We start from the raw sequence: 19,444 nt of genomic DNA on the forward strand, positions 1-19,444 counted from the left end.
GATTCGATGTTTTACAAAGAATTCTTCAGTTGAGAAGCCAGTTTTCCTAACGTCTTGATTTTTTCTTCCACCTTCGGAGTAAGCTTAATTCCTCCGCTCAAACGCAAAAAGTTTCTGAAGTTCCCGGTGCCCGAAAAGATCGGACCGGGTGCGACCGATATGTTGTGTTTCCACGCTTCGTTTTGTAAAAGAAGGCTGTCGATCTTATCCGGTAGTTCGATCCAAAATACGAGACCGCCTTGCGGGTTGGAAATCGAAGTGGATTCCGGGAAATGTTTTAAAACCGATTCTCGGATTTTAGCAAGATTGGAAGAAAGATTCCTACGCAGCATCTTTAAGTTCCTTTCGTATGAGGTTTTCAAATATTCGCTTAAAGCGATTTGAGGAATGCTCGGGAGAGCGAGTCTCGAAAGTTTAATTTCTTTTTGAAGCTCGTGTCCTTTTTTTCCCGGTACGATCCATCCGATTCGGAGATCGGGCGATATAATCTTTGAATACGAAGAAATCTTATATACGTTTTCTTTTTTATCGAAGGACTTTAAGGAAAGAGGACGCGAAGAATTGAAATACAAATCTCCGTAAATATCGTCCTCGATGATCGGAATATTTTTGTTCGCGCATAAATCGACGAACGCCTTTTTATTCTCGTTGGAAACAAGACTTCCCGTAGGGTTTTGAAAATTCGGATTGAGGATGATGCATTGAATTGGATAACGATTCAGCGCTTCCTCGAAATGGGAAAGGCTCATGCCGTAAAGCGGGTCGACCGGGATTTCCAAAAGTTTTCTTCCCATCCTTTGAACGCTTTGCAAAATTCCGAAATAAACGGGAGATTCTACCGCGATTAAATCCCCCGGCTTTGTAAGAACCTTGATACAAAGATTGAGCGCGTCCTGACATCCGTTCGTTACGATGATTTCGGATTCGTGCGTCGAAACCCCCTGCAAAGAAGAACGAAGGGACAACTGTTTTCTGAGTCCGACGTATCCTTGCGAATTTTGATAGTTATGGCTGTCTGCGATCAAGATCGCTTTTTTAAGATTCTTATGCAAAGAAGGAATCGGTAGATATTCCTTTTCCGGGATTCCCGTTCCCAAAGGAAGAATATCAGGATTTTGTAATGAATCGATGAGCGAGGAAATTCTTTCATCGATTCCGAAAGAGGAAACAAGCTTCGGCTTTTTGGGCATGGTGGGAAGTTTCGAAGTTCCCTTCCTGGCGAGAACCACGTAACCCGATTTTGGCCTGGATTCGATATACCCTTCGTTTTCCAAAAGTTCGTATGCGAGCAGGACCGTGGAAATGCTCACTTTTTTTTCCTGAGAAATTTTCCGCAAAGAAGGAAGTTTGTCCCCTGCTCGCAAAATACCCGATTCAAGCATAGCTTTGAGACTGCCTGCGATCGTTTCGTATTTTGAATTTTGATCTGTACCGGTTAAAATGCTCATTTCTGTATCTGTTATGATCGTTGTAAATTTGTTATAACAGAAGAAGTTCAGGAAGGAAATCATTTTTTATGAAACTTAGAATTCTTCAGATCGACGCCTTTGCGGAAAAAGTCTTTCAAGGAAATCCCGCCGCCGTTTGTCCTTTGCAGGAATGGATTTCCGACGAACGGATGCAAAAGATCGCGATGGAGAATAACCTAAGTGAAACCGTGTTCTTCGTTCGAGAAGGAGAATCGTATCGTATTCGTTGGTTTACGCCGCTTCGTGAAGTCGACTTGTGCGGACACGCTACGCTTGCGACTGCGTTTTATTTATTTAACGAGGGCGCATTTAAGGGCGATCGGATCCGTTTTCAATCCCTATCGGGAGAATTAAACGTATTCAAAAAAGAGAATATTCTATATCTCGATTTTCCTTCCCGAAAACCGGCGCCTGTCACTGCGTCGGAACCGATCTTGAATTCGTTTTCGATTCGTCCCAAGGAAGTTTGGAAAGCGCGGGATTATATGTTCGTCTACGAAAACGAAACCCAACTTCGAGATGTGCAATGCGACATCCAGGGATTGAGAAACATGGACGCGTTAGGCGTTATTCTAACCTGCCCTGGTTCGGGTGAATTCGACTTTTTATCCCGATTTTTTTCCGCGAGCATCGGCTTAGCCGAAGATCCGGTTACCGGTTCTTCCCATTGCACGCTCATTCCGTTTTGGTCCGAACGTCTGAACAAAAAGAGTCTCCATGCCTTTCAGGCCTCGAGCAGAGGAGGAAAACTTTTCTGCGAGGATTTGGATGAACGCGTCCGAATCGGAGGAACCTGCGTATCGTATTTGGAAGGTTGGATCGAAATATGAATCGGGAACAGTTTTATTTTTCGGATCGGATTCTTAAATCGAGTCGGTCGTTTATCCGCGAAATCTTGAAAGCGACTTCTCATCCGGGAATGATTTCGTTCGCGGGAGGACATCCCGATCCTTCTTTGTTTCCCGTGGAAGAACTTCGCTTATCAACGGAAAGCGCGTTTCGAAAATACGGCTCGGATCTTCTTCAATACGGAATTTCCGAAGGGTTTATTCCGCTCCGGGAAAAAATTTTCGAAAGATATTACAAAAACATAAACTATTCCTTGAGCTCGGAAAACATTCTGATCACGACCGGTTCGCAGCAGGCTTTGGATTTAATCGGAAAGGTTCTGATCAATCCGGGAGATCCGATCTTTATCGAGCGTCCGGGTTATTTAGGAGCGATCCAGGCTTTCTCAATGTACGAACCTTCGTTGGTCGGAATTCCGCTGGAGGAAGACGGAATGGATCTCGAATTCTTGAAGCGATCGTTTGGAGCAACCGTTCCTAAGTTTTTATATTCGAACCCGATGTTTCAAAATCCGACCGGGAAAACCCTTCCTCTTGAAAAAAGAAAACGTCTTGCGGAGATTCTAAAATCGCAAAATTCCATTTTGGTCGAGGATAATCCTTACGGAGAAATTCGTTTTGATTCGGAGAATCTTCCCAGCGTTCAATCCTTTTATCCGGAAGGAACGATCAGTCTCGGCACTTTTTCCAAAACGTTGACGCCCGGTTTTCGAGTGGGCTGGATCTGCGCTCCGAAAGAAATAATTGATAAAATTTTAATCGCGAAACAGGCGAGCGATCTTCATTCGAATCTTCTTTCGCAAATCGTCTTGGACGAATATCTGAATCTTTACGATTTGGATTTACAAATCGAAAAAACGCGTTCTTCTTATCGCATCAAGAAAGAACGCATGGAAGAATCTCTGCTTCGATCGATGAGCGGTTTTGCGGAATGGGTTTCACCTCAAGGCGGAATGTTTTTCTGGCTGAAACTGAAAGGCCTTATTTCGTCGATGGAGTTGTTCGAATCCGCAATCGCAAACAATGTGGCTTTCGTTCCCGGGTTCCCGTTTTATACGAACGATCCCGAAACGGATACGATGAGAATCAACTTTTCGCATTCTTCCTTGGAGGCGATCGAAACCGGGATTTTAAGAATTTCGGAATCGATCCGAAAGATTTCGAAAATCCAAGTTTAGGAGAATCGTATGTTGACTCCGGAATACTGCGGACTGATGGCCGAGTACAATCGATGGATGAACGAAAAAGTATATAACGTTTGTCTAAAGTTATCCGATGCACAGAGAAAGGAGGATCGTCACGCGTTTTTTAAGTCGATCCATTCCACTCTCAATCATATCCTTTGGGTGGACATGTCTTGGATGGCTCGATTTCACAACGAACCTCTTCCGAAAAGTCCAGCAGGTTCGGATCTTTTTACGAGTTTCGAGGAGTTGACTCGGACCCGTAAGGATTACGATACGCGGATCATCGAATGGACAAAGACGATCCAATCGGATTGGCTGAATTCTCCGTATAAATTTTTCAGCCTCATGTATCAGAGGGAGCTGGAAAAACCGACTTGGGTTTTAGTCGCGCATCTTTTCAATCATCAAACACATCATCGAGGACAAATCACGACTCTTTTGACGCAAATGGGTGTCGACGTTGGAGTTACGGATTTGGCTTGGATGGGTAGCGTATAATAAAATGAAAGTGCGGATCGACACGCCTTATTTGCAATGTCGGTTTAACGAGTTTCGTTTTTAGGGAGAATTCTTTCCTTCAAAATCAAAAACGGTCTTTCTACGACGAGATACAAAACCCAGGAAACGGCAAAACAATAAAGAATCGCCGTTCCAATCGCTGCTGCGAAATCTTTCGGTCCGGGTTGCGTAATTCCGGAAAGAACTTTGGAAACCGCAAGACCTGCGATCAAAATGTTCCAGAGATACATCGTATAACTGAGCCTTGCGATCGGTCGAAAGAATCCGAGTCCGAATAGGCGCCCAATCAGACTTTCCTTTTGCAAGGAAAGATAAATCAAAACCGCGTAACCGAGATTGAAACAATTGTATCCGACTATTTTCCGAAACCAGTTTTCCAGCGGAAAAGCATGACCGATCGCTAATATACCGATTCCCAAAGCAAACAAAATCGAATCTGCAAATCGTTTCCTGAAAAACGGAATTTGCATCGAGCCGCCGAGGATCGTCGCGTTCTGGTTGTTTGACGATGTTGTATTTTCCGAGGTCGCATCCGTTGTTGTTTTCCACTCCGCGAGAATCATCCCGATCAAAAGACTGTCCATCCGGGTATGGGAATAGATCAGAACGGAAAGATCCGCATCGTTGAGAACATACGCGATTCGAAACACAAGAGGAACGAAATAAAGAATCGATAGAATCAGAATTCTTACCTTAGACCCGAATCGAAACAGAAAGAACGTGGAAAAGAACGGAAGAATTAGATAAAACTGTTCTTCGATGGACAAAGACCAACCGACCAAAGAAAGACGATGTTTCGTATAATTCGAAATGTAAAACACGTCCGCATACGCGCTCTGTAGAATCTCCGAGAGCTGATTCAATTCCGCAGTTTGCAGTTCATTCGGAGTAGCGATCGTTGCCAAACGATCATGCAGGCCTTGAAAATATAAATAGAGAACGAACAGACAAAAATAATAGGCGGGGAAAATTCGTAAAGACCGGGCCAAAAAGAAGTTTCGTTTGGAAAAGGCTTTCGGTTCCTTGCGGTATTTTAGAATTCCTGAATAGATCAAAAAACCGCTGAGAACAAAAAATAAATCCACGCCCGAATTGAAATTCGAAAATACGTTCCGAAAAATTTCGGGAAAACCCGCGACGCCGAATGGAAGCCAAACGTGATACACGATCACCAGCAAAATCGCGACCGCGCGGACTCCGTTTAAAGACTGTATCTCGTTTTCGTTTTTGATGAACGGAGAGAACAAATAAAGACGAATTTTACGGATCATCTCGGTTTGAACCGTTTTCAGTTTTTGGAATGTCTTTGTTTGGAAAGAAGTTCTTTGATGAGGTTTTTTTCGGAGCGTCCAAGAATTCCCTTCTCTTCGAAAATTCCCAGGATTTCCATCGTGATTTCCGGTTCCAAAACGGAAAGATCAGCGAATAAGGATTGGTGGTTGAGTTTGCCGGATCTGTATTTTTCCAGAATCACGCGAGAGGATTCGATAATCTGTTGTTTTCTGGAAACGAGATCCTCCATTGTAGAAAGGATCAAAAAGATCTCCGGATCGTCCTCAAACAAGGTAAGAATATGCCGATAAATTCCCGGACTTCGAATCGGCAGTTCGTAGATTCCGTCCTTGAGCGAAAGATAAAGTTCCTTCTCTTCTTCAAGGTTCAAGCCTGCAAGGTTTCTTAGATCGGAAACCGCTTCGGGAGGAAGAACGGTTAAAAACTGCGAGGCGAACTCCGGATCCTTCGCTTCCTGAAGACAATACGCGATAAAGCTGCAAACCCGCTGCGGAGTCAAAGAAGTCCAGTATTCGTTAGATTTTAAATCCATGAACGAAGCCGTTTTTTTAAGACGTCTTCGTTCGTCTTCGGTTTGTTGGAATATATTGTATTCGTGTATTATGATTTTATAAAGAAGTTTGTTGCTGAACGCCTCGATGACTTCTTTGATTTTTTGCGGTTCGATGATCGCTAGAAAATATCGAAGTACTTCGAAATAAACTTCTCCTTTGGAGATGAATTCCTCCAATACGAGAGGGTGCGCTTGTAAGAACGCGGACGCACCGACGTTGATCCCGGCTTTTCCTTCCGCGAACGCGTTCATCTTTTCGCCCGCGATACAGGATTCCCTGATTTCGCGGCTCCACTCGTTCGGGATCAGATTTTGTCTGCAATTGGCAGGACACGGTTCTCCCATTGAGATACCGATTTTGCAGCGGGTCTTTACTTCTTTATCCAGGAAAATTTCCACTTATTGTTAGGGAACTAAATCCCCACAGTCTCTCATTTCGGGCGCGTACGGATTTTCGATTTTGGTTCCGTGGCTGACCCAGGTTTTGTTCACCATCGGACAATAGAACTTATTGAAAACGCCGGTTCCGCCCGCAAGTTTTAGACTCTCCGCGAGGTTTTCGGAAAAGGAAGAATATGCTTGGAAGAATTTTTCGACGTCATTCGAGTCCTTGTTCTTCAAAGAATTTGCCATCTTTTCCGCGGAATCTTTTAAACCTCCGTTTAACGCGATTAATTCGAGTATACGAGCGACTAACTTTTCCGTGTTCGGAATTTTATTTTCTTCCTTCATTAGAAAACCGTGAATGGTTTCGTTTTCCACGAGGATCTGTTGTAAAGCGTCTTTTTCCGCTTCGGTAATTACAGGTTGTGATTTTTTACAAACGGATAAAAAAGCGAGGATACCGACGGATACGATTAGAATTTTCCGCATTTTACGAATCTCCGAAAAATGTGTACAAAGTTTAAGTCTATGATTTAAGAAAAAACCTTGGTGTAAAGTAAGGAATCGTTTAAAATTTAAAAAATGCTCGTATTCAACGTTAGTTCCGAGCTTTGAAAGCGAACAATTCGTTTCGAAACCGACCAGAATGACAAGATATCATACCCCTTTTTGGTTAAAGCGATCCGTATTAACGGTTGCACAATCGACCGGGCGTTGGATTCTACTGAAAAAGAAAATCGAGGTTTCTCATTAATGTCGAACTTTTACACGAAACACGTTTTTGTATGCGAGAACGTAAGAGCGGAAGGGGAACGGGTTTCCTGCGGCCGCTCGGGTTCGATTCAACTGTTAGCCTCCCTCAAAAAAAAGATGAAAGACCTTTCCGTAGAAGGCAAAATCAGAATTCAAAGGGCGGGATGTTTGGATCGATGCGAACTCGGTCCCGTTCAAGTGAGTTATCCCGAAGGAAGATGGTTCTCCTTAAGAACCGAAGAAGACGTTGATATATTCTTAAAATATTATATTCAATCCGAAGAACTCGAAAAGATTCAACATTTAATCTTAAAGGAAAATCAATGAACCTCCCAAAAACGTACAAAGCGTTAGAGTTAAAAGAATACAGCGAGAATAAGAGCAGAGCGGTGATCGTGGAGAAAACGATCCGTCCTTTGAAAAAAGGAGAAGTGCTGATTCGAATGCATTCCGCTTCGATCAATCCTTCCGACTTGATGTTTTTAAGAGGTCTTTACGGAATCAAAAAGAAACTTCCCGTGGTTCCGGGTTTCGAAGGAAGCGGAACCGTCGTCGCTTCGGGAGGAGGTTGGTACGGTTCATATCTGAAAGGGAAAAATGTCGCATGCACTGCGCCTGGAAGAGGGGACGGTGTCTACGCGGAATATATGATCACGGACGCGTTTAGTTGTCTTGCGATCGGAAACGATCTTTCCCTGGAACAAGGAGCTTGTCTGTATGTGAATCCGATCACCGCGATCGCAATGGTGGAGCAGGCGCAAAGAGCCGGAGCGAAAGCTTTGGTTCAAACTGCCGCGGCGAGCGCGTTGGGAAAGATGGTCGTCGGAATTGCGGCTCGCAAAGGAATGAAAGTGATCAACGTCGTCCGTAAGCCGGAACAGGAAGCCGCGTTGAAAGCGATCGGGGCCGAACACATTCTCAATTCGGAAACCCCCAACTTCGAAAGACAACTCAGAGTTCTTTCCAACGAACTCAAGGCCACGGTTTGTCTGGATGCGGTTGCGGGAGAATTGACTGCCCGGGTTTTAGGAGCGATGCCTTACGGAAGTAGGGTAATCGTATACGGAGCCTTGTCCGAAAAAGAAATTCCGTTACATGCAGGATTGATGATATTCCAAGATAAGAAGCTGGAAGGTTTTTGGTTATCCACTTGGGTTCCGCAGCAAAGCGCCTATAAGATCTGGAAACTTTCGAGAGAACTTCGTGCGCTTGCAAAGAAGGAATTGAAGACCGATATCGCCGCAAGATTTCCTTTGGAAAAAGCGGTGGAGGCGATCGATCACTACGCGGTCAATATGACCAAAGGAAAAGTTTTGATCCAAACTCCGTATGCGGAAGGTAAGTGATCCTTTGAAGATGCTGCGCTTTTCCAGACTTCGGATCGGATTGGTATTTCTATTCGGGGCTACGATTTGGTTCCAATCCTGTTCGGCTTTAAAGGACAATTACAAAGCCCTTCAGAAATGCAGGTTCCAAGTTTTGTCGATGGAAACGCAAAGAGCCGAACTGATTTCGTTTCCACCCGTTCCGAAAATCATTTTTTTGGCGAAGGTTGAAATCGAAAACCCGAACGAAACCGACGTGACGCTTCACAAATTCGATCTTTCCTTTTACGTTCCCGATCAAAACGAAAAAGAATCCGAGTTGGCTCGGGTTCTTTCCAACGAAAAATTCGTGATTCCCGCGCTGCAGAAAAAGACGGTCGATCTTCAAGTGGAAACTTTGTTTGAAAAAAAGATGGATCGGGATCTTTTACAAATCGCCTTAGGAATTCTGCGGGCCGGACTTTCCGGAAAGGAACTCGACATTTCGATCCGCGGTAGTTTCGAATACGAGACGATAATCGGACCGGTTCAAATTCCCGTGAGCGAAAGAATTCCTTTGAAGACGGGTAAGAAAGGCGGGTTGGGAATCTGAGGAATTCTTTGAGGTTTGATTTGATTCTCCCTTTGATAAGAATGGCAATTATGGCCCGTTTCGCATCGATACAAAACCGGTTTTTAAAAAACAATCGGCTCGGACTTTTTCTTTTCGGTTTCATTTTTTTCATCGGATGTTATCAAAAGAATACGGACGCGGATTTTTATACGTTCGAAGAAGCGAATACGAAACTTATCTTTGCATACGAATCCAAGGACGTGACCTGCAACACGAACCGTAGAATCACCGCCTTTGTGCCGGGACGTTCTCGCAAAAAGGACATCGACCTTTGCGTAAACGCGGTTCTCGCAGTCAGCTGTCAATCCTGGGCATCTACGAGTGCGGATTCAACGCCCGCGACTTGTCAGGCGATCGAGTTTCGTTATTGAGGATGTGAGGAAAGAAAATGAAACCCGCGGAATGGTTTTTTGTCATCAGTCTTTTGTTCGCGGGTTTGATTTATCTGTTTCTGCTTTTGGTAAGAAGAAAAGAAAAAACGGCACACAACTCGATCGTTAAATATTCTTTTCCGCAAGACGATTTAAATTCTTCCCTCAATCGAATCGAACCGAAAGAAAACAAAACTCATAAGACGAACGTTCTCGAAGTATTCGATTACAACGGAATTAAGATCATGCATGAGAACGGAATTTATACCGTGAATACCGGCGGTGAAATCGAAGTTTACGGTTCTTGGCAAACTCTTCCTTCGCGTTATCAAAGAATGGTGAAAGAAATGGATCACCGAGCGACCGGCGAAAAGAAAGCCGGAAAATATTATATGGAGATTCTAAACGGAGTCTACTACGTGATTTTTCCGGACGGCAAAAAGCATAAATACAAACATTTCGAAGACATCCCCGAAAAGATCCGAAAGAATCTCGGTTACTGATGGATGAAAAACTCAGAAACGAATATCTGAACACGCGTTATACGGCGTATCTAAGCAAAGAATCCGAAGGCGCCGATATGACGGAACCTTTGGCGTTGATCGAAATTCTTGCGGAAACCTTCAATCCGAAATTGGACGAGTTATTAAATCGACACGACCAAATCGAATGGGCTTTTATCACTGCGTGGAATCCGAAATCCTTAGTTCTTTCTTTGGAAGAGAATCAAAGGAGAAATCGCGAATTGGAAAATAAGATCAGTTCTTATTCTTATTTTCGCGGGAAAGGAATCGGGGTCGACCCGTCTTGGGTTCCGGAAGAAAGTTTTTTAATCTTGGGAATGGATATGCGATCCGCTTGCGATTTGGGAAAAGAATTTGGTCAGAACGCGATCGTCTTCGGTAAAAAAGGAGATAGATCACACCTCATCGAATTGATGTAAGGTTCTTTACGGAATGTGAATGTTACTTTTTATGAAACCGCGCACGATTCCGATCGGTTTTTATTGAATTCGAATCGCTCGTGGAAACGTTGGACAAGCCGAAACGCACTGGCCGCAACCGGTGCAGTTTTTAGAAAAGGAAGGTTTGTTTCCTTTGAAACTCACGACTCCATCCACGGGACAGCTTGTCTTGCAATTCGAACAAGTCGATTCTCCCGTTTTGGAATTGATGCAAAATTCGAAAATTCCTTTCGCCTGACCGAACTTAGGCGGAGCATCCAGAGGTAAAAGCGCTTCGTCTTTACAAGCGTTGATACAAGGCCAATCCTTGCAAAGCATACAAGCGTTGAGGTTGACGTCCATTCTCGGGATATGTTTTTCCGATTTCTCGTCAAAGACAGGAAACAAAACGCTATAAGGACAGGCATAAATACAATCCCCGCAACCGGTGCATTTTTTTAAGAATTCGGTTTCGGCTAACGCGCCCGGCGGAGATTGAATGTTTCGGATTTTTCGTTTTCGATTCGGTTTGACTTGTTGCGGAAGAAGAAACTCGGTTTCTTTGGACGGCTTCTGCGTTTTTGTTTTTTTAGGCGCAGGTTTTAAAGGAGGCGGTTGTTCTTCGGAAATGACTTCTTTAAAACCGGAAGCGAGATCGGCCGCGCTCTCTTGAGCGAGGTCGAACATTCTCGCGAGACCCTTTTTAAAAAAATCCTTCCGGTTCAATCTTCCCTAACTCTTTCGATTCTCGCGCCTAAGGTTCGTAAACGAGTATCGATGTTTTCGAATCCGCGATCGATCTGTCCGATGTTGTGAATATAACTCGTTCCTTCCGCGCAGAGCGCGGCGATGATCATCGCCATACCGGCGCGTATATCGGGACTTGCGACCTTTTGTCCATACAAACGGGAATGTCCGATGACGATCGCTCTATGCGGATCGCAAAGAATGATCTGCGCTCCCATCGCTATGATATTATCCACGAAGAAGAGTCTCGACTCAAACATTTTCTCGTGGATCAAAACGGTTCCTTTGCATTGGGTCGCGGTTACAAGCGCGACGGAAGTCATGTCCGCAGGAAAACCAGGCCACGGAGAATCGTCGATTTTCGGAGTGGCTCCGTGATAATCGGGGATGATCTCCATCTTCTGATCCGATGGAACGAGAATTCCGTTTTCATGAGGACGCACTTCGATTCCTAAACGAGAATAGACCATACGAATCATACGGATGTCTTCGAGTTCCACGTCGCGGATCATGAGTTCTCCGCCGGTGACGGCGGCTAAGCTGATAAACGAACCCACTTCGAGATAATCCGATCCGATCTTATGATCTTTTGCGGGAGGTTTTAAAGAAGAAACTCCTTCGATCGTAAGAATGTTGGAACCGATTCCGGAGATCTTAGCGCCCGCCGAATTTAAAAAATGACAAAGTCTTTGAACGTGCGGTTCGCTCGCCGCATGACGGAGAACGGTCGTGCCTTCGGCGAATACGGCGGCCATCACCGCGTTTTCGGTTCCGGTAACGGAAGCTTCATCCATGAGAATGTCAGTTCCACGCAAACGATCCGCTTTGATTTCATAACCGTCCGGGAAAACCTCGATGGTTGCGCCTAACGCTTGTAATGCGAGAAGATGGGTGTCCAACCTTCTTCTTCCGATTTTATCTCCTCCGGGTTTGGGAAGAAACACTCTTCCAGTCATGGCGAGAATCGGACCGGCCAACGTAACGGCTCCGCGGATTCGGGAGCAGAGTTCTTCGGGGAGTTGGTTTTTCAGATTCCCGTCGTGTTTAAAAATATAAGTTCCCGGTTCTTCTTCGGTGATCTCCATACCCAAATGACGCAGAACTTCCATCAACATCAGAACGTCGGCAATGACCGGAATGTTGCTGATGCGGACCGTTCCGGGAACCATACAAACGGCTCCGAGTAAGGGCAAGGCCTCATTTTTATTTCCCTGTGGAACCACGGTTCCATGAAGAGGGGTCTTTCCAATGATCTTAAAATACGAAGAACTCATAATGATAGGTTGTAGGATCGGTTCTTTCTGGCAAATCGAATTGTAATCGATCGCCTCGAATCGGAACGACCGTTCTTGACGAATTCTGTTGACTTCCCGTTCCGATCAGGAGATGAACGTTTTATCCATGGACAATTTACACCATCGTTTTCAAGAATTCCAGAAAACAGTCTGGTTCAATCTATTCTGTTATCTTTGGACGGGTCTTTTTTCCTTCTTAGCTTTTGCGCCCGTTTCCCTGAGTCATTTCGTTTGGATCGCTCCGTTCGGACTTTTTTGGCTGAGTTTGAAATACCATGGAAAGTATAAAAAATTATTTTACCAGGGATTGATCATCGGAGTCGTTTTCTACGCGATCTCGTTCCACTGGATCATTCACATGTCGATCACATTCGGAAATTTTCCGTATGTGATTGCGATTCTCATTCTTCTTTTTGCGGGACTTTTATTCAGCTTAAAGTTCCCGATTTTTATGATGAGTTTTTCCTATCTTTCGGGAAAGATAGGACGTCATTCGGTTTGGGTTGCGGGTTTCTGCGGACTTTTATCGGAGTTGATCGGACCGCAATTGTTTCCTTGGTATTGGGGGAATCTCGCCGCGGGAAATTTGATTCTCGCACAGAACGTGGAAATCACGGGAGTTTACGGAATCAGCTTTCTGGTCTTTGTCGTTTCTTATTCTCTCTTTCAATCGAATCCGTGGCATTGGAAAGAAATTCTTCATTCTAAAGAAAAGAGAAAACAATATCTTCGTTTTGCAGCATTGCCCGCTCTTTTACTTTTGGCCTTTGTAGTTTCCGGTGCGATTCTTTATAAAAAATGGGAGAACGTAAAACCCGTTAAGTCTTTGAACGTTCTGATCATCCAACCCGATGCGCCTTTGAGTTTTAGGGACGGAAGAGAAGTAAAAGAATCCATCGAAGCTTTGATGGCCCGCATCGAAAGACTGACCGACGAGGGCGTCGCGAGAATGGGGAAGAAACCGGATCTGATCGTGCTTCCGGAGGCGGGGGTTCCGTTCTTTTCAGCGCACAATACGACCGTGACCACAGTCGCGCGAAGGCTGTATTGGCATCGTTTCGATTCCTTGATGTTTCTTCTTGCCAATCGATATAAGGCGAACGTTTTCTTCAACGAGATCGACGCCGGTTATAAAGGCGAGCCGGGCGTTCGTAATTTAAGATATTATAATAATAACGTATTGTATGATCCGAACGGGGATAGAAGAGATTCATATCAGAAAAAATTTCTCCTGATGTTCGGGGAATATATGCCGTTCGATTTTCTCTATGAATTGAGTCAGCAGACCGGAAGATTCGAGCCCGGCTTGAATCATAACTTAATCCGCTATTACACTCCGGCAGAAAAGGAGAAAGCTCCGAAAGGATTGCATTTGGGTTGGATCGATACGGAGAATCTCAATCACGAGGCCGTTCGCTCTTACTATGAGCCCGCGAAAACAGAAGTTCAGGAAGCCGGTAAGTTTCTTCCGTTGATTTGTTACGAAGTGATTCTGCCCGAATTTGTGAGAGAATTCAGAACTGCGGGGAATCCTGAATTTATCGTAAACCTTACGAACGACAAGTGGTACGGGACGACGACGGAAAGCGACCAGCATATGGAGTTGGGCAGACTTCGTTCGATCGAATTGAGAAGATGGATGGTGCGTTCCACGAATTCCGGTATTTCCGCGAATATCGATCACTTGGGAAGATTTGTCGGCGGCAAAAAGACCGGATTGATGACGGCGGAAGCACTTTCCGAAACGGTAGACGTGATCGATTCTCCACCAACGTTTTATACGAAGTATGGAAATTTGATTCCGTGGTTGATGTTGTTTTTAACCGGACTCTATTATGTGAACCTTCTGATCGGAATTCGTAAAGGAAAGATATCGAAATCGAAGTAAGGGTTTTGTGATTGATGTCGACGCATAAGCGGTAAAAATTTTCCGAACTTTTTTCGCAGTAATGTTCTCATGGCGCGTTTTCCGGAACCGCTTTCTTTATGGGAATATTGCTTTTGAATGTAGATCGAGAACTGAGTTCGATTCTGCAAGAACCGAATACGGATGTAGTTACGCTTTTGATTCCGGAATCGACTTTGCTTCGGTACCGATTGGAGTCTCGTAAAAATCTCCCCAAGAGAATTCCTATTCTTTTACAGAAATACGGAAAGTATTTAACTTCCATCGGTCGTTTGGGAAAGAACGCGAGGAAAACGTTATATCAGCCCAGTCCTGGAAAGGAGAAAATGCGGCGGATGAATGTTCGGTTGAGTACGGGTAGCTGGACGTTTTTGGGAATGCTGGCGCAGGTGCACGGTGTTTCGAAGTGTTATCTTTTTAATTATCTCTTGGAGCTGGATGAGTCCGGGGTGGGGGATTCTATCGTGAATACGATGAATGAGGGAGGTCCTACATTTCACCGGAATTACAGATATATCCTCCGCCTCGATTTGCTCAATAACCGAGTGACTCGAAGTTTAGAAACCGAACCCAACGGCATATTCAACGTATTAGATTATCGGGACTGGTATGATTCTTAAAAAAGAAAAGGTTTGCGCTACTGTATTTAAAACTATGCTCACCTCATAAAGGTTGCAAATGTACGAACATTGAAAGAACGGGTGGTCGATTTTCCTAGTTCCAATAAAGTTCCGACAAAAAACTTAAATGTTCCAGGGCTTTGCCAAAATAATCCGCGCCAGCTTTAACCGCCTAAAACGAAATCACGACCAAAACGCGAATAAAAATGACAACGAACGCACACTCAAGGATTAATCAGATAGTAAGAAAGAATACCGTTGAACATTTCTGTGGAACCGGCCGGTAAATTTTTGCCGTTACACGCTACATTCAAATCCGCTAATGAATAAAGTTGATACGGTTTGGCAAAGAACAAACGAATAAAAAAACGTAACACGGAAGAAATATTCGAAAGTACATTGATACTTCCTACGGATTGTTTTCGAACGATTTCGGCAGAACAACCATCTTCAAAATAGAACTTCTCCCGAAGGGGAAGATCGTAACCCGAAAACGGTTCCTTTTCCGATTCTAAGACTTCAAACTTTGTAATCTTACCGGAAACCACTGTTTTCCCTTCTGGACTTAAGATTGCGGCTGTTCTAAAGTAACCTCCTGGAAAAGAATCGTTCCCTAAAAATCCCCCGGTATAAAAACGGAATCCCTTTCCGTTGATCGAGCGAAATAATTCCCAACGACGACTGTATTTATAAACCTGGTAATTTGTCAGAAGATGTTCAAGTCCGCCGGTTCCCAATAGTTCTTTCTTTTTTCCGTCTTGTATCAAATATCCCCATGCGGATTGGAAAGAATACGCCAAATCAGCTTGTACGAATCCTCCTGGATCTTTGACGGGATGTTTCCCACCCGAAAGAGAAATTCCTTGCTTCAAATCCGATTTGAAGGATAAAAATAATTTAGTATCCTCTGCATCCTGCTGGATTTCAATGCCTTCTCCATTGAGTATCATTCGGTTGTTTTCTATCTTGAGATCGAACTTTCCTTTTTCCGCGGTTAATTCTTTTGCGGAGAATTCTTTCGTGATGAACTGCGTTCCTTCTCCAAGCGTATGAATGACCAAGCTGATGCCGCAGTTCTTCGTTCCTGGTCCGAGATTGCTGACTAAGAAAGTTGCGTAGATAAAAATCTTCTCGTCGCGATACGAATAATTCCAGGCTTGAAAATAACCTTCCTGTAAGTAGGGTTGAAACGAATAATCCTTGATTCCGGCTCTTTTTAAAACCGTTGAATCATCGGCGTAAAGAGAAACGTTACCGCTCAATGCAAAGAAGAGACAAAATTCCGTAAACAGCGTAAACTTGGAACCGAAGTTTCTAACGTTAAAAAACGACCGGATCGAATGGATTCTTTTATGAGAGCGAATTCTTCCAAACATTCCGAAGATCCTTAGGGCTGACAAGGAATTGATCAAGCAGAATCTTTTCGGTCGAACGTTTTCGTTTCCTTCTCCTCCGCAAAAACGCAATTCTCCTCATAAAGGTCGGAAACGCACGGACATTGAAAGATCGGGTGATCCGTTTTTCCCTGCTCCAAAAAGTAATCCTTTGCTTCACGGATCCCGTCCTGATGAATCCAGGATTCGAACCGTTTTCCGACCCGTAAAAAAATTACGAATTCATGTTCCTTACGGCGTTTTAAGAAAACGTCGAAATTTTCGGATTCTTCCTTTACGAGGTTTACGCGCAACTTTTGTCCCTCGTTCAATTGTTTAAAGGGAACTTTCGGAATATAGAAGTCGTTCAACGTAGATACGATTTTTAAGAAATCTTTCCGGTTGGAAACGAGCTTCATCCATTCTCCTTGATTCAAATCGATCGTCTGCGCCATCGGTCACCTCGATGGAGGCGGTTCCGAAGGCTCACCTTTGTGGCGGCTCTATACGGTTTTTTTCGAACGAAAAAAGAAAAAGACAGAACCCCCCGTTTTGGGTTAAACTGAAAGGATATCCTTGAGGATTTTAGCCTTTCGCTTTGAAATACTTCCTTTTAATAAATCTTGCTAAAAAAGCGAAAATCTAAATAGTATCATTCAGAACCATGGAATCCGACCTGCTGGCTATATTTTGGACAGAGAAAATCAAGCTGACCCAATTTATCATTCAGACTACTAAGAATCTTAGTTCCAAGCAGCTTGATTATTCGACAGCCCCCCGGGAATCGATCCGTTCCTTCTTACAAGCTATGGTCGCTGGAGATTTTTTTCTCCGGGTTTCCCTTCCGATCTCCATCGGAATCAGTTCCATTCTTCCCATCGCAAGACAATCCGAAGAAGAAATCGAAAAAGATCTGGTCCGTTTTCGGGATCAGTTCGGCTCTCCCGCATTGCCGATCGGCTTGAAAGAGATAATTACGCAAAGCGCTGAAGAACTTTTTTTCGAAGATTGCAATCCCGAACTGAAACCTCTCTTTCTTCGTTGGAAACGGATTCTTATTCGTCTTGAAAAAACCATTCAGGGATTCGGTAGGAAAGATTCTCTCAAATACCGCTATTTTTCCGTGATCGGAATCGTATCTCTTCCGGTCGCAATCAATTATTTCGAAATGCAGAATCTTGCCTGGCTGAGAAACGGGATTATGAAAATTACGGAGAGTCCGAATTTTCCTTCCCAATAACCGACAGGACTTTAGAACAGAATAATATTCTATTATTATATCATCGCAGATTTTTAAAGGAGAACTCAATGGCAAAGATCAAGGTAAAAACCCCGCTCGTAGAACTTGACGGGGACGAAATGACCAGGATCATCTGGAAGGAGATCAAGGATAGATTCATTCATCCATATCTCGATATCGAACTGGACTACTATGATTTAGGCGTGGAATACCGCGATAAAACCGACGATAAGGTTACGGTTGATTCCGCTCATGCGATTCAAAAATACGGAGTGGGCGTAAAATGCGCGACCATCACTCCGAACCAAGACAGAGTTAAAGAATACAATCTCAAACAAGAATGGAAATCTCCGAACGGAACGATTCGTTCCATTCTTGACGGAACCGTTTTCCGCAAGCCGATCATCGTAAACAATATTCCGGCTGCCGTTCGTTCTTGGGTAAAGCCGATCACCGTCGGTCGTCACGCGTACGGAGATCTTTATAAGGACACCGAACTCTATATTCCGGAAGCCGGAAAAGTGGAATTGGTTTATACCGGAAAAGACGGAAAAGAAAAACAAAGAGCTTTGATCCACGACTTCGACGGGGCCGGTGTGATCATGGGTCAGCACAACTTGGATAAATCGATTCTTAGTTTTGCGCAGGCTTGTTTCAATTACGCACTTTCCGAAAAGATCAATATCTGGTTTGCAACGAAAGACACCATTTCTAAAAAGTATCACGCAAGATTCCGTGCGATCTTCGACGAACTCGCAAAAGCGAAAGCGGACGATCTTAAAAAAGCGGGAATCGAATATCAGTATTATTTAATCGACGACGCGGTTGCGCAAATCATGAAAAACGAGGGCGGTATGCTCTGGGCTCTCATGAACTACGACGGGGACGTTATGAGCGACATGGTCGCGTCCGGATTCGGATCTTTGGGATTAATGACTTCCGTACTCGTTTCTCCGGATGGAAAATACGAATACGAAGCGGCTCACGGAACCGTGACCAGACACTATCGTAAGTATCAACAAGGTGAAACCACTTCCACGAACTCCGTAGCATCCATCTTTGCATGGACCGGAGCTTTGATCAAAAGAGGAGAATTGGACGGAACTCCGGACGTTGTCGCTTTCGGTCAAAAACTCGAAAAAGCGGTCATCGATACGATCGAAGGCGGAGAAATGACGAAAGACTTAACTTTGCTCTGCACGGATCCAAAAGCAAAGTCTCTGGACACTTTCCAGTTTATGGAAGCGATTCAGAAAAAGCTTTAATCGTTTCCTGAAAGTTCCCGCCGGGCCGGATCGGCCCGGCGGGACTTCCAACCGATTCTCAACCATGAAACTCAGGACTTTGACTTCGAACCGAATTCTTTTTCCCGTTTTAAAATGGTTCTCCGCATTCTTACTTTTGATCCTATCTTTCAATCTTTCTCTTCTCTCTCAAAAAGGACCGAAAGAACCTACGCTTCCTACGGAACCGATCGTAAACTCCGATTCCCGCAATCAAAGAGGGGAACCGAGCAAACAAACCGGAACGGGCGTGGATGAAAAGGGAGAAAAGAAAATCAAGGCGATTCTCTGCGATGGACGCGACGTGGAGGGATATTGGAAAAATCCTCCCCTCGAATTCAAGTTTCAACACAAGAAAAGCAACATCACATATTCCAAAGCTCTAAAGTTGGAAGAGATTTCCAAAATCAAGATCACCGGTTGGAAATTAAAATCCTCTCAGAAACGAAAGGAAGGAACTCCGTATCGGGCCGAACCGTTTCAGATTCAGATCGTTTCCTTTTCGGGAGAATCGTTCGTCAAAGAACCTTCCCCTACCGGAGAAATCCAGCAAATCCAAATCAACAATCAGTTCGGAGATGCGACCCTGTTTTTATATTGGAACGACTTGCAATATGAAAACGGACAGTGGTATTCGGGATTAAAACCTTTTTCGGGCGAATTCCGGATGGACTGTCATCCGGACGTCGTTCGAGAAATTCAATTCCCCGCAGCGAACTAAA

Annotated in this window: 22 protein-coding genes; 14 read left to right on the forward strand and 8 right to left on the reverse strand. The window is 44.2% G+C overall.

The features are described 5' to 3' along the window. Window positions 1-11: 11 nt before the first annotated feature. The gene (locus DLM76_RS06825) at window positions 12-1,448 is read right to left on the reverse strand and encodes an aminotransferase-like domain-containing protein (protein ID WP_158586372.1); all 1,437 of its coding nucleotides are present in this window, start codon (window positions 1,446-1,448) and stop codon (window positions 12-14) included. A gap of 68 nt (window positions 1,449-1,516) precedes the next feature. On the opposite strand from DLM76_RS06825, the gene DLM76_RS06830 reads away from it, so the two are divergent. From DLM76_RS06830 to DLM76_RS06840, 3 genes are read left to right on the forward strand one after another with little or no spacing between them, the layout of a single operon-like run. After that, window positions 1,517-2,299: a PhzF family phenazine biosynthesis protein gene (locus DLM76_RS06830; RefSeq protein WP_167450735.1), complete on the forward strand. Its 783-nt coding sequence runs from the start codon at window positions 1,517-1,519 to the stop codon at window positions 2,297-2,299. Then, entirely contained in the window at window positions 2,296-3,495 is a 1,200-nt protein-coding gene (locus DLM76_RS06835) for an aminotransferase-like domain-containing protein (protein ID WP_118964747.1), read from the forward strand. Before DLM76_RS06830 ends, DLM76_RS06835 begins: the two co-directional genes overlap by 4 nt. A 9-nt stretch (window positions 3,496-3,504) precedes the next feature. Next, the gene (locus tag DLM76_RS06840; protein WP_118954298.1) at window positions 3,505-4,002 is read left to right on the forward strand and encodes a DinB family protein; all 498 of its coding nucleotides are present in this window, start codon (window positions 3,505-3,507) and stop codon (window positions 4,000-4,002) included. Window positions 4,003-4,046: 44 nt separating this feature from the next. On the opposite strand, the gene DLM76_RS06845 is transcribed toward DLM76_RS06840, so the two are convergent. From DLM76_RS06845 to DLM76_RS06855, 3 genes are read right to left on the reverse strand one after another with little or no spacing between them, the layout of a single operon-like run. Next, window positions 4,047-5,294 (reverse strand): acyltransferase family protein, encoded by a 1,248-nt coding sequence (locus DLM76_RS06845; RefSeq protein WP_118964748.1) that lies wholly within the window; start codon window positions 5,292-5,294, stop codon window positions 4,047-4,049. A gap of 17 nt (window positions 5,295-5,311) precedes the next feature. Further along, a complete protein-coding gene (locus DLM76_RS06850; protein ID WP_346725438.1) occupies window positions 5,312-6,214 on the reverse strand; it encodes a hypothetical protein in 903 nt (300 codons plus the stop codon). Between the two features lie 60 nt (window positions 6,215-6,274). Then, window positions 6,275-6,742: an LIC13259/LIC11441 family protein gene (locus DLM76_RS06855; protein WP_118954295.1), complete on the reverse strand. Its 468-nt coding sequence runs from the start codon at window positions 6,740-6,742 to the stop codon at window positions 6,275-6,277. Between the two features lie 264 nt (window positions 6,743-7,006). Here DLM76_RS06855 and DLM76_RS06860 point away from each other — a divergent pair, with 264 nt between their 5' ends. Genes DLM76_RS06860 through DLM76_RS06885 form a run of 6 tightly spaced genes read left to right on the forward strand, consistent with a single transcriptional unit; the run spans window position 7,007 to window position 10,258 of the window. Further along, on the forward strand, window positions 7,007-7,333 hold the full coding sequence (locus tag DLM76_RS06860) for a (2Fe-2S) ferredoxin domain-containing protein (protein ID WP_118964952.1): 327 nt from the start codon (window positions 7,007-7,009) through the stop codon (window positions 7,331-7,333). After that, a complete protein-coding gene (locus tag DLM76_RS06865; protein ID WP_118964750.1) occupies window positions 7,330-8,352 on the forward strand; it encodes a zinc-binding dehydrogenase in 1,023 nt (340 codons plus the stop codon). The genes DLM76_RS06860 and DLM76_RS06865 overlap by 4 nt, the downstream gene beginning before the upstream one ends. Before the next feature lie 10 nt (window positions 8,353-8,362). Further along, window positions 8,363-8,923, forward strand: a complete 561-nt coding sequence (locus DLM76_RS06870; protein ID WP_429946405.1) for an LEA type 2 family protein — start codon at window positions 8,363-8,365, stop codon at window positions 8,921-8,923. 50 nt (window positions 8,924-8,973) lie between these two features. Continuing rightward, window positions 8,974-9,315: an LIC13255 family lipoprotein gene (locus DLM76_RS06875; protein ID WP_241548195.1), complete on the forward strand. Its 342-nt coding sequence runs from the start codon at window positions 8,974-8,976 to the stop codon at window positions 9,313-9,315. A gap of 17 nt (window positions 9,316-9,332) precedes the next feature. After that, complete coding sequence (locus DLM76_RS06880; protein WP_118964751.1) at window positions 9,333-9,818, forward strand: hypothetical protein; 486 nt, start codon at window positions 9,333-9,335, stop codon at window positions 9,816-9,818. Then, entirely contained in the window at window positions 9,818-10,258 is a 441-nt protein-coding gene (locus tag DLM76_RS06885; protein WP_118964752.1) for a DUF3293 domain-containing protein, read from the forward strand. Before DLM76_RS06880 ends, DLM76_RS06885 begins: the two co-directional genes overlap by 1 nt. A 60-nt stretch (window positions 10,259-10,318) precedes the next feature. On the opposite strand, the gene DLM76_RS06890 is transcribed toward DLM76_RS06885, so the two are convergent. Continuing rightward, window positions 10,319-10,984 (reverse strand): 4Fe-4S dicluster domain-containing protein, encoded by a 666-nt coding sequence (locus DLM76_RS06890; RefSeq protein ID WP_118954291.1) that lies wholly within the window; start codon window positions 10,982-10,984, stop codon window positions 10,319-10,321. Next, window positions 10,981-12,279, reverse strand: coding sequence for a UDP-N-acetylglucosamine 1-carboxyvinyltransferase (gene murA, locus DLM76_RS06895; RefSeq protein WP_118954290.1), 1,299 nt, complete (start codon window positions 12,277-12,279; stop codon window positions 10,981-10,983). The genes DLM76_RS06890 and murA overlap by 4 nt, the downstream gene beginning before the upstream one ends. Window positions 12,280-12,406: 127 nt before the next feature. On the opposite strand from murA, the gene DLM76_RS06900 reads away from it, so the two are divergent. Together DLM76_RS06900 and DLM76_RS06905 are read left to right on the forward strand one after the other, a co-directional pair. Next, window positions 12,407-14,188, forward strand: coding sequence for an apolipoprotein N-acyltransferase (locus DLM76_RS06900; RefSeq protein WP_118954609.1), 1,782 nt, complete (start codon window positions 12,407-12,409; stop codon window positions 14,186-14,188). 98 nt (window positions 14,189-14,286) lie between these two features. After that, window positions 14,287-14,826, forward strand: coding sequence for a DUF1564 domain-containing protein (locus tag DLM76_RS06905; RefSeq protein WP_118954289.1), 540 nt, complete (start codon window positions 14,287-14,289; stop codon window positions 14,824-14,826). Between the two features lie 224 nt (window positions 14,827-15,050). Here the strand turns inward: DLM76_RS06905 and DLM76_RS06910 are convergent, their stop codons facing one another. Together DLM76_RS06910 and DLM76_RS06915 are read right to left on the reverse strand one after the other, a co-directional pair. Next, window positions 15,051-16,202: a hypothetical protein gene (locus DLM76_RS06910; RefSeq protein ID WP_118964954.1), complete on the reverse strand. Its 1,152-nt coding sequence runs from the start codon at window positions 16,200-16,202 to the stop codon at window positions 15,051-15,053. 32 nt (window positions 16,203-16,234) lie between these two features. Further along, window positions 16,235-16,654 carry an LIC_13246 family protein gene (locus DLM76_RS06915; protein WP_118954288.1) on the reverse strand — a complete coding sequence of 140 codons (420 nt, stop codon included), beginning with the start codon at window positions 16,652-16,654 and terminating at the stop codon, window positions 16,235-16,237. 209 nt (window positions 16,655-16,863) lie between these two features. On the opposite strand from DLM76_RS06915, the gene DLM76_RS06920 reads away from it, so the two are divergent. From DLM76_RS06920 to DLM76_RS06930, 3 genes are all read left to right on the forward strand, one after another. Next, a complete protein-coding gene (locus tag DLM76_RS06920) occupies window positions 16,864-17,439 on the forward strand; it encodes a hypothetical protein (protein WP_118954287.1) in 576 nt (191 codons plus the stop codon). Window positions 17,440-17,507: 68 nt separating this feature from the next. Further along, the gene (locus tag DLM76_RS06925; RefSeq protein ID WP_118954286.1) at window positions 17,508-18,704 is read left to right on the forward strand and encodes an NADP-dependent isocitrate dehydrogenase; all 1,197 of its coding nucleotides are present in this window, start codon (window positions 17,508-17,510) and stop codon (window positions 18,702-18,704) included. A 64-nt stretch (window positions 18,705-18,768) separates the two neighbouring features. Continuing rightward, entirely contained in the window at window positions 18,769-19,443 is a 675-nt protein-coding gene (locus tag DLM76_RS06930) for a hypothetical protein (protein ID WP_118964753.1), read from the forward strand. The last annotated feature ends 1 nt before the right edge of the window (window position 19,444 follow it).

The sequence above is a fragment of the Leptospira yasudae genome (assembly GCF_003545925.1).
Taxonomy (GTDB): Bacteria; Spirochaetota; Leptospiria; order Leptospirales; family Leptospiraceae; genus Leptospira; species Leptospira yasudae.